The 15,395-nt window shown below is 65.4% G+C and carries 11 protein-coding genes and 1 pseudogene; all 12 read left to right on the top strand.

Annotation, left to right across the window (positions count from 1 at the left end; translation table 11 throughout):
* Window positions 1–72: 72 nt before the first annotated feature.
* Window positions 73–369: an RNA chaperone Hfq gene (gene hfq, locus EDC25_RS02680; protein WP_205984972.1), complete on the top strand. Its 297-nt coding sequence runs from the start codon at window positions 73–75 to the stop codon at window positions 367–369.
* Between the two features lie 32 nt (window positions 370–401).
* Window positions 402–1,703: pseudogene (gene hflX / locus EDC25_RS02675) on the top strand (ribosome rescue GTPase HflX); the annotation flags it as partial.
* 240 nt (window positions 1,704–1,943) lie between these two features.
* Entirely contained in the window at window positions 1,944–3,146 is a 1,203-nt protein-coding gene (gene hflK, locus EDC25_RS02670; RefSeq protein WP_123522125.1) for an FtsH protease activity modulator HflK, read from the top strand.
* Entirely contained in the window at window positions 3,143–4,012 is an 870-nt protein-coding gene (hflC, locus tag EDC25_RS02665; RefSeq protein ID WP_123522124.1) for a protease modulator HflC, read from the top strand. Before hflK ends, hflC begins: the two co-directional genes overlap by 4 nt.
* A 16-nt stretch (window positions 4,013–4,028) precedes the next feature.
* A complete protein-coding gene (locus tag EDC25_RS02660) occupies window positions 4,029–4,214 on the top strand; it encodes a DUF2065 domain-containing protein (protein ID WP_123522123.1) in 186 nt (61 codons plus the stop codon).
* A 1,002-nt stretch (window positions 4,215–5,216) separates the two neighbouring features.
* Window positions 5,217–6,509 (top strand): adenylosuccinate synthase, encoded by a 1,293-nt coding sequence (locus EDC25_RS02650; protein ID WP_123522121.1) that lies wholly within the window; start codon window positions 5,217–5,219, stop codon window positions 6,507–6,509.
* Window positions 6,510–6,657: 148 nt separating this feature from the next.
* Window positions 6,658–7,188: a MarR family transcriptional regulator gene (locus EDC25_RS02645; RefSeq protein ID WP_123522120.1), complete on the top strand. Its 531-nt coding sequence runs from the start codon at window positions 6,658–6,660 to the stop codon at window positions 7,186–7,188.
* Complete coding sequence (locus tag EDC25_RS02640) at window positions 7,175–7,882, top strand: hypothetical protein (RefSeq protein ID WP_123522119.1); 708 nt, start codon at window positions 7,175–7,177, stop codon at window positions 7,880–7,882. The genes EDC25_RS02645 and EDC25_RS02640 overlap by 14 nt, the downstream gene beginning before the upstream one ends.
* 3 nt (window positions 7,883–7,885) lie before the next feature.
* A complete protein-coding gene (locus EDC25_RS02635) occupies window positions 7,886–10,390 on the top strand; it encodes a type I restriction-modification system subunit M (RefSeq protein ID WP_123522118.1) in 2,505 nt (834 codons plus the stop codon).
* A complete protein-coding gene (locus EDC25_RS02630; RefSeq protein WP_123522117.1) occupies window positions 10,383–11,711 on the top strand; it encodes a restriction endonuclease subunit S in 1,329 nt (442 codons plus the stop codon). The genes EDC25_RS02635 and EDC25_RS02630 overlap by 8 nt, the downstream gene beginning before the upstream one ends.
* Entirely contained in the window at window positions 11,708–12,010 is a 303-nt protein-coding gene (locus EDC25_RS02625; protein ID WP_123522116.1) for an AlbA family DNA-binding domain-containing protein, read from the top strand. The genes EDC25_RS02630 and EDC25_RS02625 overlap by 4 nt, the downstream gene beginning before the upstream one ends.
* A gap of 60 nt (window positions 12,011–12,070) precedes the next feature.
* Window positions 12,071–15,391, top strand: a complete 3,321-nt coding sequence (locus EDC25_RS02620) for a type I restriction endonuclease subunit R (protein ID WP_132577208.1) — start codon at window positions 12,071–12,073, stop codon at window positions 15,389–15,391.
* The last annotated feature ends 4 nt before the right edge of the window (window positions 15,392–15,395 follow it).

The following is a 15,395-nucleotide window of genomic DNA, read 5'->3' as shown; positions in this document are numbered from 1 at the left end:
TTAGGTCGTGGTCAGTTCGCGGCCCGTATCAGGCAGAAAATACAACAGGTTGCACGCATAAGGAGAAGCACCATGTCGAAGGGCCAGTCACTGCAGGATCCTTTTCTGAACGCACTGCGCAAAGAGCGCGTGCCGGTTTCGGTTTACCTGGTCAATGGCATCAAGTTGCAGGGCACGATCGAGTCGTTCGACCAGTTCGTGGTTCTCCTGCGCAACCAGGTCAACCAGATGGTCTACAAGCACGCCATCTCCACCGTGGTTCCCGCGCGCAACGTGCGCATGACCGAACATGGTCCGCAGGTCGCCCCGGCGCCGGGTGGCAGCCATGACCACGGCAATGGCCACGGCAACGGCAACGACGACGATTGAACGAGTCGAACCCGCAGATCGACCGGCCTGACATCGAGGCCGGTCCCGATCCTTTCAGCCGTGCCCGCGGCGGCGAGCGAGCCATCCTCCTGGTTCCGCTCGCCACGGGCGAGGATGCCGACGGCGAGATCGCCGAATTCTCCGAACTGGCCGCGTCGGCCGGTGCGCAGGTCGTCGCCGTCGTCACGGCGCGCATCAATCGACCGCACTCCGCCACCTACGTCGGTTCCGGCAAGGTCGAGGAGGTTGCGACGCTGCGCCAGTTGCACGACGCCGACGTTGTCCTGGTGGACCAGGCGCTGTCGCCGGTGCAGGAGCGCAACCTCGAACGCCACTGCAAGTGCCGCGTCATCGACCGCACCGGGCTGATCCTCGACATCTTCGCGCAGCGTGCGCGCAGTTTCGAAGGCAAGCTGCAGGTCGAACTGGCGCAGCTGCGCCACCTGTCCACGCGCCTGGTGCGCGGCTGGACCCATCTCGAACGACAGCGCGGCGGCAGCATCGGCCTGCGCGGTCCAGGTGAAACGCAGCTGGAAACCGACCGCCGGCTGCTCGCCGAGCGCGTCAAGATCCTCAAGCGCCGCCTCGACCAGGTGCAGGTGCAGCGCAGCCAGTCACGGCGTTCGCGCCGCCGGGGCGAGCTGCCGACGCTGGCGCTGGTCGGCTACACCAACGCCGGCAAGTCCACGCTGTTCAACCAGCTGACCGGTGCCGGGGTCTATGCCGCCGACCAGCTGTTCGCCACGCTGGATCCGACGCTGCGTCGCATCGAAGGCCTGCCCTGCGGTCCACTGCTGCTGGCCGACACCGTCGGCTTCATCCGCGAGCTGCCGCACGAGGTCGTCGCCGCGTTCCGCTCGACGCTGGCGGAGGCGCGCGAAGCCGACCTGTTGCTGCACGTCGTCGACGCCGCCGATCCCGAACACACCGAACGCATCCGCCAGGTTGATGCCGTCCTTGAGGAAATCGGTGCCGGCGACCTGCCGCGCATCCTGGTGATGAACAAGATCGACTGCCTGGAAGGCCGGGTGCCGCATCGCGACCGCATCGACGGCGACAACCAGCCGCGTGTGTGGCTGTCGGCCGCGAAAGGCGAGGGCATGGACCTGCTGTTCGAGGCCATCGGCGAACACTTCGCCGAACGCCGCCTGCGCTACCGGCTGTTCGTGCCGCACAGCCAGGGTTCGGTGCGCGCCGCGCTGTATCGCCAGCAGGCCATCGAATCGGAAGCGTCGACGGACGAAGGCTGGCAGTTGCAGGTCCGCCTGGGCGACGCCGAGGCCAACCGCCTGCGGCAGCGCGGGGAGGCCGACGGCCTGCTTATCAGGGCCATCGATGTCCGCGCCGCCGACGATGACGACGATGACGCCTTCGACTTCGGCGAACCGCCCGACGACACGCTTGATCCGCGCGGCGGCAGCGACGACGCGGCGGCATGACAGGCAGGACGACACACCCCTTCCCCGGCCGGACGCTTCCGACGGCTGGGGTACAATCAGCAGCCCTGTGGTGCGCCGTAAAGGGCGTACTCCACCGGTCGGCGCCCTGCGCCGGCCGCAACGACGGAGCAGTCGATGGCTTGGAATGAACCCGGCGGCGGCCAGCGCGACCCCTGGTCCGGTGGCGGCAACAACAAAGGTGGCGGTGGAAACGGCGGCAATGGCCCCGATTTCGATCGCTGGCTGAAGAACATGGGCGATCGCCTGAACCGCCTGTTCGGCGGTGGCCGCGGCAAGCGCGGCGGCGGCGGTGACGGCCTGGGTTCCGGTGGTCCCGGTTTTGGCGGTATTGCGCTGATCGCGCTGGCCGCGTTGCTGATCTGGGCCGCGTTCGATTCGGTCGTCGTCATCGAGGAACGCGAGCGCGGCGCCGTGCTGCGCTTCGGCAAGTTCGACCGCCAGATGAATCCCGGCCTCAACTTCAAGTGGCCGCGTCCGATCGAGGATGTGCGCAAGGTCGATTTCACCTCGGTGCGTTCGGTCAACGCCGAAGCGCGCATGCTGACGCGCGACGAGAACCTCGTCGTCATGCGTTTCAACGTGCAGTACCGCGTCGCCGATCCCAACCTCTACCTGTTCGGCAGCCGTGATCCGGACCTCGCCCTGAGCGAGGCGGCCGAAGCGGCCGTTCGCCAGGTCATCGGCGCCAATACGCTGGACGAAGTGCTGATCGGCCAGCGCGCGGTGCTGGTCGCATCGGTGCGCGACCACCTGCAGGAAGCGCTGAACGACTACAGGACCGGCATCGAGATCAGCGACGTCAACTTCCAGGGCGTCGAGCCGCCGCAGGAAGTGAAGGCCGCCTTCGACGACGCCATCGCCGCGCGTGAGGACCGCGAGCGCCTGGTGCGCGAGGCCGAGGCCTACGCCAGCCGCGTCGTCCCGGAAGCGCGCGGTGAGGCCGCCCGCATCACGCTGGATGCCGAAGGCTACAAGGAAGTCACCATCGCCCGCGCCGAAGGTGAATCCAAGCGCTTCAGCCTGCTCGTGGACGAATACCGCAAGGCACCGGAAGTCACGCGCAAGCGCCTGCTGCTGGAGACCATGCAGGAAGTGCTGGCGCGCAATCCGAAGATCATGGTCGACGTCAGCGGCGGCGGCAGCCAGTCGCTGATGTACCTGCCGCTGGACCAGCTGCTCAAGGGCCGCCAGGCCCAGCTCTTCGAGCCGCCCGCCGCGTCCGGCAGCGTCGCGCCCGGCCGCGCCGAACCGTCGACCGGCAGCAGCGCGTCCAGCAGCCGTGACAACCGTTCCACCGGACGGGAGAGCCGCCGATGAGACCCGCCATCCTGATCGTCGCCGCACTGGTCCTGCTGGTGCTGGCCAACAGCCTGTTCACCGTCAGTGAACACCAGACCGCGGCGCTGTTCCGCCTGGGCGCCATCACCCGTTCGGACATCCAGCCGGGCCTGCACTTCAAGGTGCCCTTCATCGAGTCGGTGCGCCGCTTCGACCGCCGCCTGCTGACGCTGGACGCGCAGCCGGAGCGCTACCTCACTTCGGAAAAGAAGGACGTCAGCGTCGACTTCTTCGTGCGCTGGCGCATCGTCGATGTGTCGCGTTTCTACCAGGCCACCGGTGGCAACGAGAGCAACGCGCTGGCGCGCCTGAACCCGATCGTCAAGGAAGCCCTGCGCAACGAATTCAACCAGCGCACGCTGGCCGAAGTCGTCGCCGACGTGCGCACCAACCTCACCGACGTGCTGAAGGCGAAGTCGGACGAGGCGGCGCGCGCGCTGGGCATCACCGTGGTCGACGTGCGCATCAAGCGCATCGAGCTGCCCGAGGACAGCGAAGTCATCGACTCGGTGTTCCGCCGCATGCGCGAAGAGCGCCGCCGCGTCGCCAACGAACTGCGCGCGCAGGGTGGCGAAGCCGCCGAGCGCGTCCGCGCCGATGCCGACCGCCAGGCCAATGTGCTGCTTGCGGAGGCCGAGCGTGACGCCCAGACCCTGCGCGGTGAGGGCGATGCCCGCGCCGCCGAAGTCTATGCCGCCGCCTATGGCAGCGACGCCGAGTTCTACGGTTTCTACCGCAGCCTGCAGGCCTACCGCGAAGCGTTCCGCGGCGGCACCGACGTGATGGTGCTCGACCCGAATTCGGAATTCTTCCGTTACTTCGGCGAAGGCGCGCGCGCCCGCTGACCCGGCCGCCGCAGCCATGAGCGAGCTCTGGGCCGCGCTGTGCCTGGTCATGGTGCTGGAAGGGCTGATGCTCTTCGTGTCTCCCGATGGCTGGAAGCAGATGGCGATGCGCATCCAGGAGCTGCCCTCGCGGCAGCTCCGCATCGGCGGCGCGATCATGATCGTGCTCGGCCTCATCAGCCTGCAGTTCGTGCGCGGCTGATCCGCCCGCACCCGGCCGCGTCCGATCGTCTGCACTCGACCCCGCCCGATCTCCGCATTCGACCCCGCCGATCGCCCGCATCCGATCGTCCGCAATACACCGCATCCGATCAGCCCAACACCGCCGCCACACACCAGCCAACCCCGTCGTCATTCCCGCGCAGGCGGGAATCCAGCGCTCCGGAAGCGTGGTCGTGACTGGATCCCCGCCTTCGCAGGGATGACGAGCCCCAGCGACTCGCCGGGCGACGAATCGATGCTGCCCGCATTGCCGTCATTCCCGCGCAGGCGGGAATCCAGCGCTCCGGAAGCGTGGTCGTGACTGGATCCCCGCCTTCGCGGGGATGACGAGCCCAAATCGATTCGCGAAGTACTGACCTGAAGTGTGCCGAGTTCGAGGGGCCGCCGGAACGCGACCATTGCCGAGCGGGCATGACCGGCCAGGTCTGCTCTGCGCCGTCATTCCCGCGCAGGCGGGTATCCAGCCTTCCAAGAGCGTGATCGTGACTGGATCCCCGCGAAGGCGGGAATCCAGCGCTCCGGAAGCGTGGTCGTGACTGGATCCCCGCGCAGGCGGGAATCCAGCCTTCCAAAAGCGTGATCCTGACTGGATCCCCCCTTCGCGGGGATGACGACCAATCCGATTCGCGGGATGCCAACCAAGCTGATGACGGGATGCCAACCAAGCTGATTCGCGGAATGGAGACGCAGCCTGATTCCAGGATGGGGCGCCCCGGCCGCGCCGCCTCGGTCACGCCACGGTCGCCCAGCCTCGACAACGCCACTTGAACCCGCGCCGACCCGGGATCGGTCGGCGCTGGCATTGCCCGCGGCGAGCCCTCATACTTCCGAAAAGCCGGTCGGGGCAACCCGCCGGCTTTCTCCGTGTCTGGGCCTTGCGTGGCGGGCGCTTCCCCGATGGAACCGCCCAGCGCCTTCGCCAGGACCAGCGCGGCTCACCAGCGCGGCCCCGATGGCCGCACGAATACAGGAGTCAGCGGTCATGGGTCAGTCGGTCGTGGTGTTGGGCGCCCAATGGGGCGATGAGGGCAAGGGCAAGATCGTCGATCTGCTCACCGAGGAAATCGGCGCCGTCGTGCGCTTCCAGGGCGGCCACAACGCCGGCCACACGCTGGTCATCGGTGGCAGGAAGACCGTGCTGCACCTCATTCCATCCGGCATCCTGCGCGAAGGGGCGCTGTGCCTGATCGGCAACGGCGTGGTGCTGTCTCCGGCCGCGCTGCGCAAGGAGATCGAAGAGCTGGAAGCCAACGGCGTCGAAGTGCGTTCTCGGCTGAAGATCTCGCCGGCCACGCCGCTGATCATGCAGTACCACATCGCCCTGGACCAGGCGCGCGAACGCGCCGCCGGCGGCAAGGCCATCGGCACCACCGGCCGCGGTATCGGTCCGGCCTACGAGGACAAGGTCGCGCGTCGCGGCATCCGCGTCGCCGACCTGCACTATCCGGCCCAGCTCGAGGAAGTCCTGCGCACCGCGCTGGACTACCACAACTTCGTGCTGACCAAGTACCTCAACACCGACGCCGTCGATTTCCAGCAGACCTACGACGAGGCGCTGGCCTTCGGCGAATACGTCGAGCCGATGAAGTCCGACGTCGCCGGCATCCTTCACGACCTGCGCAAGCAGGGCAAGCGCGTGCTGTTCGAAGGCGCGCAGGGTGCACTGCTCGACATCGACCACGGCACCTATCCCTATGTCACCAGCTCCAACACGACGGTGGGCGGCGCGCTGGCCGGCACCGGCGTCGGCGCGCAGGACATCGACTACGTGCTGGGCATCTGCAAGGCCTACGCCACGCGCGTCGGTGGCGGCCCGTTCCCGACCGAACTCAACGACGACATCGGCCAGGGCATCCGCGACCGCGGCGCCGAGTACGGCGCCTCCACCGGCCGTCCGCGCCGCTGCGGCTGGCTCGACATCGTCGCGCTCAAGCGCGCCGTCGCCATCAACGGCATCACCGGCCTGTGCATCACCAAGCTGGACGTGCTCGACGGCATGGACAAGCTGAAGATCTGCATCGCCTACGAATACCGCGGCAAGCGCAGCGAATACGCGCCGCTGGACGCGCAGGGCTGGGAAGAGTGCACGCCGGTGTACCTGGAATTCCCGGGCTGGGAAGAAAGCACCCACGGCATCACCGAATGGGACAAGCTGCCGCCGGCCGCCCGCGCCTACCTGCGCGCGCTGGAAGAACTCGCCGGATGTCCGCTGGCCATCGTCAGCACCGGCCCGGACCGCGAGCACACGATGGTGCTGCAGGATCCGTGGGGCTGAGAGGCTCTGATCGAATTTGAAGGAAAAGCCCCGCGAAAGCGGGGCTGTCGCCGTGAGGCGGTGAGCCCAGGTCAAGGCTGCTTCCTGGGGGCTTCTTTCGGTCGGAGAGCTGACCTATATTCGCTATTCGCGAATAGCGAATAAGACCATGGACCTCAAGCCGCAAGAACTACTGGTGATTCTCAAGGTGTCGGCCCATCCGGACCGGCACTTTACCTTTGCCGCCCTGGCCCAGGAGCTGGGAATGAGCCCTGCCGAGGTTCACGCCAGCGTCAAGCGTGCCAAGGGTGCGGGTCTGGTGAACATCCGGGGCAGGGGGGACTGGTCTCCGGTCCGGCCCGCCGTGCAGGAGTTCCTAGTGCATGGGGCGCGCTATGCCTTCCCGGCGGAGATCGGGCCTGTGAAGCGGGGCGTTCCCACGGCGCATGGCGCGGAACCGCTTGTCAGCCTGCTGCACAGCGAGGGCGACCCACCCGTCTGGGCGCATCCCCAAGGCAATGCGCGCGGCCCATCGGTTTCCCCGATCTATCGCACGGCGCCACAGGCTGCCTTGGCGGACCCGGCCTTGCATCGCCTCCTGGCGCTACTCGATGCCTTGCGTATGGGGCGGGCCCGCGAGCGGGAGCTTGCGGCGAAGCTGTTGGCCGATGCTCTGAAGCCTCACGATGCCGCGGCCTGACTCAGACCTTCCCCGCCTTCAGGCGATTGCACTGGCCCTTGGTGATCTCTGCGAGCAGGTTGTATTCGTAGCGGGTTCCACGGCCGGCCTGTTGCTTACCGATCCGTTCGTGGAAGGGATCCGCCCCACCATGGACGTCGATGCCATCGTCCCTGCCGAAACACTCCCGCAGTTCTACCGCGTGGAAGAGCAGCTGGAGCAGCGCGGATTCGTTCGTGACGCCGCCAGTGGGGTCATCTGCCGCTGGCTGCATCGCGAGTCGGGTGTTGTGTTCGACCTCATGCCCACTGCTGGCGCCGTCCTCGGCTTTACCAATCGCTGGTATGAGGAGGCAATCGCAACCGCCTCCCCGTTTGAGCTGGGTAACGGAATAACCATCCGGCTGGTTTCGGCGCCCGCGTTTGTCGCTACCAAGCTTGAGGCCTTCATGAGTCGCGGCAAAGGCGACTTCCTGACGAGCCACGATCTGGAGGACGTAATCCAGGTCGTGGATGGGCGCCCCGAACTCGTGGAGGAACTTGCCGCTGCCTCGGAACCGCTCAGGCGGTCGGTGGGGCAAACATTCGCCGGGCTGCTGGCGAATGACGATTTCAACAACAGCCTGCCGGGCCTGGTCGAAGACCCGGATCGGGCAGATGTAGTCCGCGAGCGCCTGCAGCAGATGGCGCTCCATGCAATTACCAGGAACACCTGAATCATGCCACTGACGTTAACCCAGCTTGAACGCCACCTGTTCAAAGCCGCCGACATCCTGCGCGGCAAGATGGATGCCTCGGAGTTCAAGGAATACATCTTCGGAATGCTGTTCCTCAAGCGCTGCTCCGACGTGTTCGAGCAACGTCGCGAGGAAGTGATCCGCCTGGAAACGGAAAGCGGCAAGACCGAGGCCGAGGCGCAGCAGTCCGCCGAGAACCCGCGCTGGTACAAGAAGGAGAACTCATTCTGGGTGCCACCGCAGTCGCGTTACGCGTTCCTGCTCAATGAGGCTCATCAGAACGTCGGCGACTACCTCAACAAGGCGCTGGCGGGTATCGAGAGTGTCAACGTCAGCCTGGACGGAGTGCTGGAGCACATCGACTTCACCCGCAAGGTCGGCCAGAGCAAGATCCCCGACATCAAGCTGCGCCAGTTGATCTCGCACTTCGGCACCTACCGGCTGCGCAACGAAGATTTCGAGTTCCCCGACCTGCTGGGCGCCGCCTACGAATACCTGATCGGCGAGTTTGCCGACTCGGCCGGCAAGAAGGGCGGCGAGTTCTACACGCCGCGCTCGGTGGTGCGGATGATGGTGCGGCTGATCAAGCCCTCATTGGCCCACGACATCTACGACCCCTGCTGCGGCTCCGGCGGCATGCTGATCGCTGCCAAGGAATACATCGACGAGCATGGCGAAGACGGCCGCAAGGCCAACCTCTTCGGCCAGGAGTTCAACGGCACGGTGTGGTCCATCGCCAAGATGAACATGCTGCTGCACGGCATCAGCACCGCCGACCTGCAGAACGAGGACACCTTCGCCGATCCCAGACATATCGAGAATGGAGAGCTGAGGCGCTTCGACCGCGTGCTCACCAATCCCCCCTTCTCGATCAACTGGGGCAACACCGAGAAGAACGCCGACGGCACGCCCGCCTGGGCGCCGAAGTTCCCCGAGCGCTTCCGCTTCGGCCAAGTGCCGCTGGGTGCCAAGAAGGCCGACCTGATGTTCCTGCAGCACATGATCGCCGTCACTCGCGACGGCGGCATGATCGCCACCGTCATGCCGCACGGTGTGCTGTTCCGTGGGGGTGAAGAAAAGACCATCCGCGCCGGCATCATTAACGAAGACCTGCTGGAAGCCGTGATCGGCGTCGCACCCAATCTGTTCTACGGCACCGGCATCCCCGCCTGCATCCTGGTGCTGCGCCAGCAGGTGCAGAACGGCGCTCAGCGCGTCAGCGGCAAGCCGAAAGAGCGCCTGGGCAAGGTGCTGTTCATCAATGCCGACCGCGAATACTTCGAAGGCCGGGCGCAGAACTTCCTGCTGCCCGAGCACATCGAGAAAATCGTCACCACCTTCGACGAATTCAAGGAAGTGCCCGGCTTTTCGGCCATCGTCGACAACGCCACGCTCAAGGCCAACGACTACAACCTCAACATCCGCCGCTACGCCGACAACGCCCCACCGCCCGAGCCGCACGACGTGCGCGCGCATCTGGTCGGTGGCGTGCCCAAGACCGAAGTGACTGACAAGGCCGCGCTGTTCCAGGCCCACGGGCTGGACCCGCTGGATCTGCTCGTCGAGCGCGATGCGAAGTACTTCGACTTCAAGCCCGGGCTGACCAGGCGCCAGGACCTCAAGCCCGCCATCGAAGGCAACGCCGGCATCACTGCCAGGGAAGCCGCCATCCGTGAAGCCTTCGAGCAATGGTGGCAGGCGCACAGCGGCCGCATCACGGCACTGGCCGGTCAGATGGACAACCCCGCCAGTCTCGTCGCCCTGCGCAATGACCTGCTGGCCAGCTTCAGCCAGAGCCTGGAGGCCATCGGCCTGCTCGACCCCTTCCAGGTGCGCGGCATCGTCGCCGGCTTCTGGTACCAGACCAAGTACGACTTCCTCACGCTGATGGCGCGCGGCGCCAAGGGTGTGGCCGACGCCTGGCGCACCAGCATCGTCACCGCGCTGGAAGACAAGGCCAGCAAGGAAAGCCCGCTGGAGCACAAGCTGGTCAAGTTCCTGATGGGCGATTTCGTCGAGGCCATCAACGAACTGGAGGCAAAGAAGGCCGAGCTGGTCAGCCAGATCAAGGCGGCGGATCCCAAGTCCGCCAAGGATGCCGACGGCGAGGATGGCGAAGCTGCCGACGCTGAGGGTGAGGGCGACGAGGAGAACGCCGTCGACGAAGCCCAGCTGAAGGCCTGGAAGAAGGAGCTCGCCGCCGTGAAGAAGGCCCTGAAGGCCAAGAAGGACAGCTTTGCGGCGCACATCAACGCCGCCGTCGATGGCCTGTCACCCGAGCAAGCCGCCGAGCTGCTGCTGACCATCCTGCACGACGACATGCGCGCCATCGTCGAGCGCTACATCGCCGCCCAGCGCAAGGCCATCGTTGCCGCGTTCGAGAACTGGTGGGACAAGTACCGGGTGACGCTGACCGAGATCGAGGGCAAGCGGGATGCGGCGGCGAAGGCGCTGGAGGGGTTCTTGAAGGGATTGGGGTATGTCTGACTTCAGCTCGGTTCCCGATAACTGGACGTCAAAGAAACTTGCGGAAGTGGTTAATCCTCATCGCAGGATTACATACGGAATCGTCCAGCCAGGCCCTCGATTTACCCCAGAGCTCGGCGTCCCAATGATTCGCGGCCAGGATTACAGCGGCGGCGAAGTTCGTGTCGATGACCTCTACTATGTTTCCCCTCGACTTGCGGCAAGCTTCGACAGAGCCTCGGTTCGAGGTGGCGACATCCTTTTGTCCATTGTTGGCTACGTTGGCCTAGTCGCAGAAGTGCCGGAGATTCTGTCCGGTGCCAACCTAACGCAGACCACAGCGCGCATCGCAATCCAAGAGGAACTCCACTCACGATTTTTCCTTCACTTCTTCCGCTCGAAGGCATTTCACTCTGAGGTGAAGAAGTACATGAAGGGCTCCGCGCAGCCGGGGCTTAACCTTGCCGATGTCGAGAAGATGAAGGTGATCTTCCCGGAGCGTAGGGAAGAACAGGCGGCTATTTCGAAAATCCTCGACACCCTCGACACCGCCATCCAGGAAACCGAAGCGATCATCGCCAAGCTCAAGGCCGTCAAGCAGGGCCTGCTGCACGACCTGCTGACGCGCGGCATCGACGCCAACGGCGAACTGCGCCCGCCCCAATCCGAGGCGCCGAATCTCTACAAGCCGTCGCCGCTGGGGTGGATTCCGAAGGAGTGGGATATCGCCACATTGGAGGCGGTGTCCTCCACTGTCACTAGCGGCTCTCGTGACTGGGCGCGCTTCTATGCCGAAAGCGGCGCGCTGTTCGTGCGCATCGGAAATCTTACGCGCGAGCACATCAACTTTCGGTTTGACTCCACCATCTACGTGTGCCCGCCACACAACGCAGACGGTCAACGAACGCGGTTGGAACCGGGCGATATCCTGATTTCGATCACGGCCGATCTGGGTATTGTTGGAGTCGTTCCAGATGGCATGGGCGAGGCGTATATCAATCAGCATATCGCCCTCGTGCGGCCCAATATCGGTGCCGTCAACCCGCGCTTCGTAGGCCACTATTTGGCCAGCCCCGTCGCTCAAGCCTATATCAGCAAGCTGAACGATGCCGGTGCGAAAGCTGGTCTGAACCTCCCAACCATTCGCGGGCTGCTGACAGCAAGGCCCGAGCATACCGAGCAGAACCTCATCGCCGAGCGGTTGGACGAGATCGACAACCGCATCCAGAACGCGACAAGGGAATCGGCGAAGCTTCGTGACCTCAAATTCGGTCTCATGGACGACCTCCTCATCGGCCGCGTCCGCGTCACCCCTCTGCTACAGGAGGCGCAACAAGCATGACGCCCAGGCTGCCACCTGCCGAATCCCTGACGGTCGAATTCAAGAGCGACCGCCAGCGCCTGTCGGACCACGATCTGGTCGAGGCCATTGTCTGCCTTGCCAATGCAGAGGGCGGCGAGCTGTGGCTAGGTGTTGAAGATGACGGCACGCCTACGGGACTGCATGCGGAGCACCGGATGCTCGATGGCCTGCCCGGCCTGGTGGCGGCACGGACCTCCCCTTCGGTCAACGTGACGGTGCAGGCCTTGGGAGTGGATGGCCTTGTACCGGCTGGGGGAACGGGGATTGAAATTGGATAAAAACGGATGAAAACGGATGCAATTGGCACGCTGCATCCGATTTCACCAGAGGAGTCTTTGATGGGGTGGGAACTCGAAGACGTTGAAAAGCCGCTCGTAGCTCAGCTTGCGGGACTGGGCTGGGTCCATGTCGAGGGCAGCCTGGACGACCCGGAGGTGACGGGGCGCGGCAGCTTCTCGGAAGTGATCCAGGAGGGCGTGCTGCGCGAGCGGCTGCGGGCTTTGAACCCCGGCCCGGACGGCCAGCCCTGGCTGGACGATGCACGCCTGTCGGAAGCCGTGGCCGCCATCACCCGGCTCGGTACGCACAAGCTGATGGAGGCCAACCAGAAGGCCACCGAGTTGCTGATCAAGGGTCTGACGGTCGAGGGCCTGCCGGGCTGGGATGGCGGGCGCGGCCAGACGATCCGCTACTTCGACTGGGATACGCCGGCCAACAACCGCTTCACCGTCGTCAACCAGTACCGCGTCGATTGCCCGCCCGGCTACAACAGCGGCAAGGCTTTCATCGTGCCCGACCTGGTGCTGCTGGTGAACGGCATCCCGCTGGTGGTGGTGGAATGCAAGAGTCCGTCCATCCCCGAGCCGCTGACCGAGGCCGTGAACCAGCTGCGCCGCTACAGCAATCAGCGCAAGACTGCGTTGGAGGTCGAAGATAACGAGGGCAACGAGGCATTGTTCGCCACCAATCAGTTGCTGATCGCGACAAGCTTCGACGAAGCGCGCGTGGGCAGCATTGGTGCGACCTTCGAGCACTACGCGCAGTGGAAGACCGTCGTCGGGCCTGATGGCTCCGGCAGCGAGATCGAGGTGGCGCAGAAGCTGGGCAAGTCCAGCCTGTCGGAGCAGGAACGGCTGGTCGCCGGCCTGCTGGCTCCGGCACACCTGCTGGACGTGATCAAGAACTTCCTGCTGTTCATGCAGGTGGGTGGCCAGACCATCAAGTCGGTCTGCCGTTACCAGCAGTACAGGGCCGTCAACCGCGCCCTTGCCCGGCTCAAGACCGGCAAGACGCGCCTGCAGCACGGCGAACATGACCAGCGCGGCGGCATCATCTGGCACACCCAGGGCTCGGGCAAGAGCCTGACGATGGTGTTCCTGGTGCGCAAGATGCGCGCCGACGCGCAACTGCGGCGCTTCAAGGTCATCGTCGTTACCGACCGCAAGGATCTGCAGCGCCAGCTTTCGGAAACCGCCACCCTGACCGGCGAGGTGGTGGAGGTGGCCGAAAGCACGGCCGGCGTGAAGGCGCTGGCGCGGCGCAAGGGACCGGGCCTGATCTTCGCCACGATCCAGAAGTACCGCGACGCGGATACGGCGGGCGAGGTGCCGCTGACAGCCGACGACCTGCCCAAGGTGGAAGAGCCGAAGGGCGCCTACAAGGCCGGTGAAAAGTTCGAAGTGCTGAACGAGGACGACAGCATCCTCGTGCTGGTGGACGAGGCGCACCGCACCCAGGCGGGCGACCTGCACGCCAACCTGTTGGCCGGGCTGCCCAACTGCGCGCGCATCGGCTTCACCGGCACGCCGATCATCATGGGCGAGAAGAAGCGCACCCATGAGATCTTCGGCGAGTTCATCGACCGCTACACGATCAAGCAGGCCGAGGCCGACGGCGCCACGGTGCCGGTGCTGTACGAGGGTCGCACCGCCAAGGGTGCGGTCAAGGACGGCGCCAGCCTGGATGCGCTGTTCGAGGACCTGTTCCGGCAGCGCACGCCCGAGGAGCTGGAGGCGATCAAGCAGAAGTACGCCACCAAGGGCCATATCTTCGACGCTCCGGCGCTGATCGCCGACAAGGCGCGCGACATGCTGCGTCACTACGTGACCAACATCCTGCCCAATGGCTACAAGGCCCAGGTGGTGGCCTACAGCCGGCTGGCGGCGATCCGTTACTTCGCGGCACTGAAGACCGCGCGCGACGAGCTGCTGGCCGAGGCCGAGGGCCTGAGTCCGCAGGACAAGGCGCTGGATGACGAGGCGTTATGCCAGCGCCCGCCCAAGGTCCAAGCCTTGGTGCAGGCCTGGCGCCACCGCGACACGCTGGCGCGCCTCGAGTTCGCGCCCATCATCTCGGGCAGCAACAACGACGATCCGGCGTGGAAAGCCTGGACCGATGGCGCTGCGCACGAGCAACTGATCAAGCGCTTCAAGAAGCCGCTGTTCCACGCCGATCCTGCGAAGACCGACCCGCTGGCCTTCCTGGTGGTGAAGTCGATGCTGCTCACCGGCTTCGATGCACCCATCGAGGGCGTCATGTATCTGGATCGGCCGATCCGGGAAGCCGAGCTGCTGCAGGCCATCGCCCGCGTCAACCGCACCGGCTTCGGCAAGCGCTGCGGCATCGTGGTGGACTACTACGGCGTGGCGCAGCACCTGAAGGAAGCCCTCGCCGCTTACGCTGACGAGGACGTGGAAGGCGCGCTGGCCAGCCTCAAGGATGAAATCCCGGTGCTGCGCGACCGGCACCTGCGCGTGGTGGACCTGTTCCGCCAGCAGGGCATCGAGTCTCTCGATGACACCGAGGCCTGCGTCGAGGCGCTGGGCAGCGAGAGGCTGCGGGCCGAGTTCGCGGTCAAGCTCAAGGCCTTCCTGGCATCGCTGGACACGGTGCTGCCGCGCCCGGAGGGGCTGCCGTACTCGGGCGACGCCAAACGACTGGCCTACATCTACGCGCGGGCACGCAACCGCTACAAGGACACGCCGGTTCTCGGCAAGGACGTCGGCGCCAAGGTGCGCAAGCTGATCGACGACCACGTGATCTCGCTGGGCATCGATCCCAAGATCCCGCCGATCCAGCTGACCGACGCCGAGTTCGATACCCACCTGGCTCGCGCGGCCAATGATCGCGCCAAGGCCTCGGAAATGGAGCACGCGATCCGCTCGCACATCCGGAAGCATGCGGACGAGGACCCGGTGCTGTACCGCAAGCTGTCCGAGCGGCTGAACGAGATTCTCAAGTCCCTGGGTGAGCAGTGGAACGAGGTCATCGCGCAGCTGCAGAAGATCATCGACGAACTGCGCACGGGCACGGCGGGGGCTGTCGATGTGCCCGGCGACCTGCCGGAGCATTGTGCGCCATTCCTGCGCACGGTGCTGGACGTGGCCTTTGCGGGTCAGGCGCCCACGTCGGCCGAACTGCTGCGCCTGAAGGATGTGACGGTCGAACTCGTCGATCTGCTTGTGCAGGAGCTGAAAGCCAACCCGCGCATCTGGAGTCCCAACAAGATGCCCGATCAGGAGAACCTGCGCGACGGCATCCTGTTCGACCACCTGATGAATCTGAAGCCGCGACTGATCGACGCCGAAATGGCCGGTCTTCTGGCTGACCGACTGATCGAGCAGGCTCGCGCCAACCACGACAAACTGGTGCAGGTATGAACCG

It is taken from the genome of Pseudofulvimonas gallinarii, assembly GCF_004343305.1.
Taxonomy (GTDB): Bacteria; Pseudomonadota; Gammaproteobacteria; order Xanthomonadales; family UBA2363; genus Pseudofulvimonas; species Pseudofulvimonas gallinarii.
The sequence above is the reverse complement of the archived record's forward strand: the minus strand, read 5'-3'. Positions and strand labels throughout refer to the sequence as shown.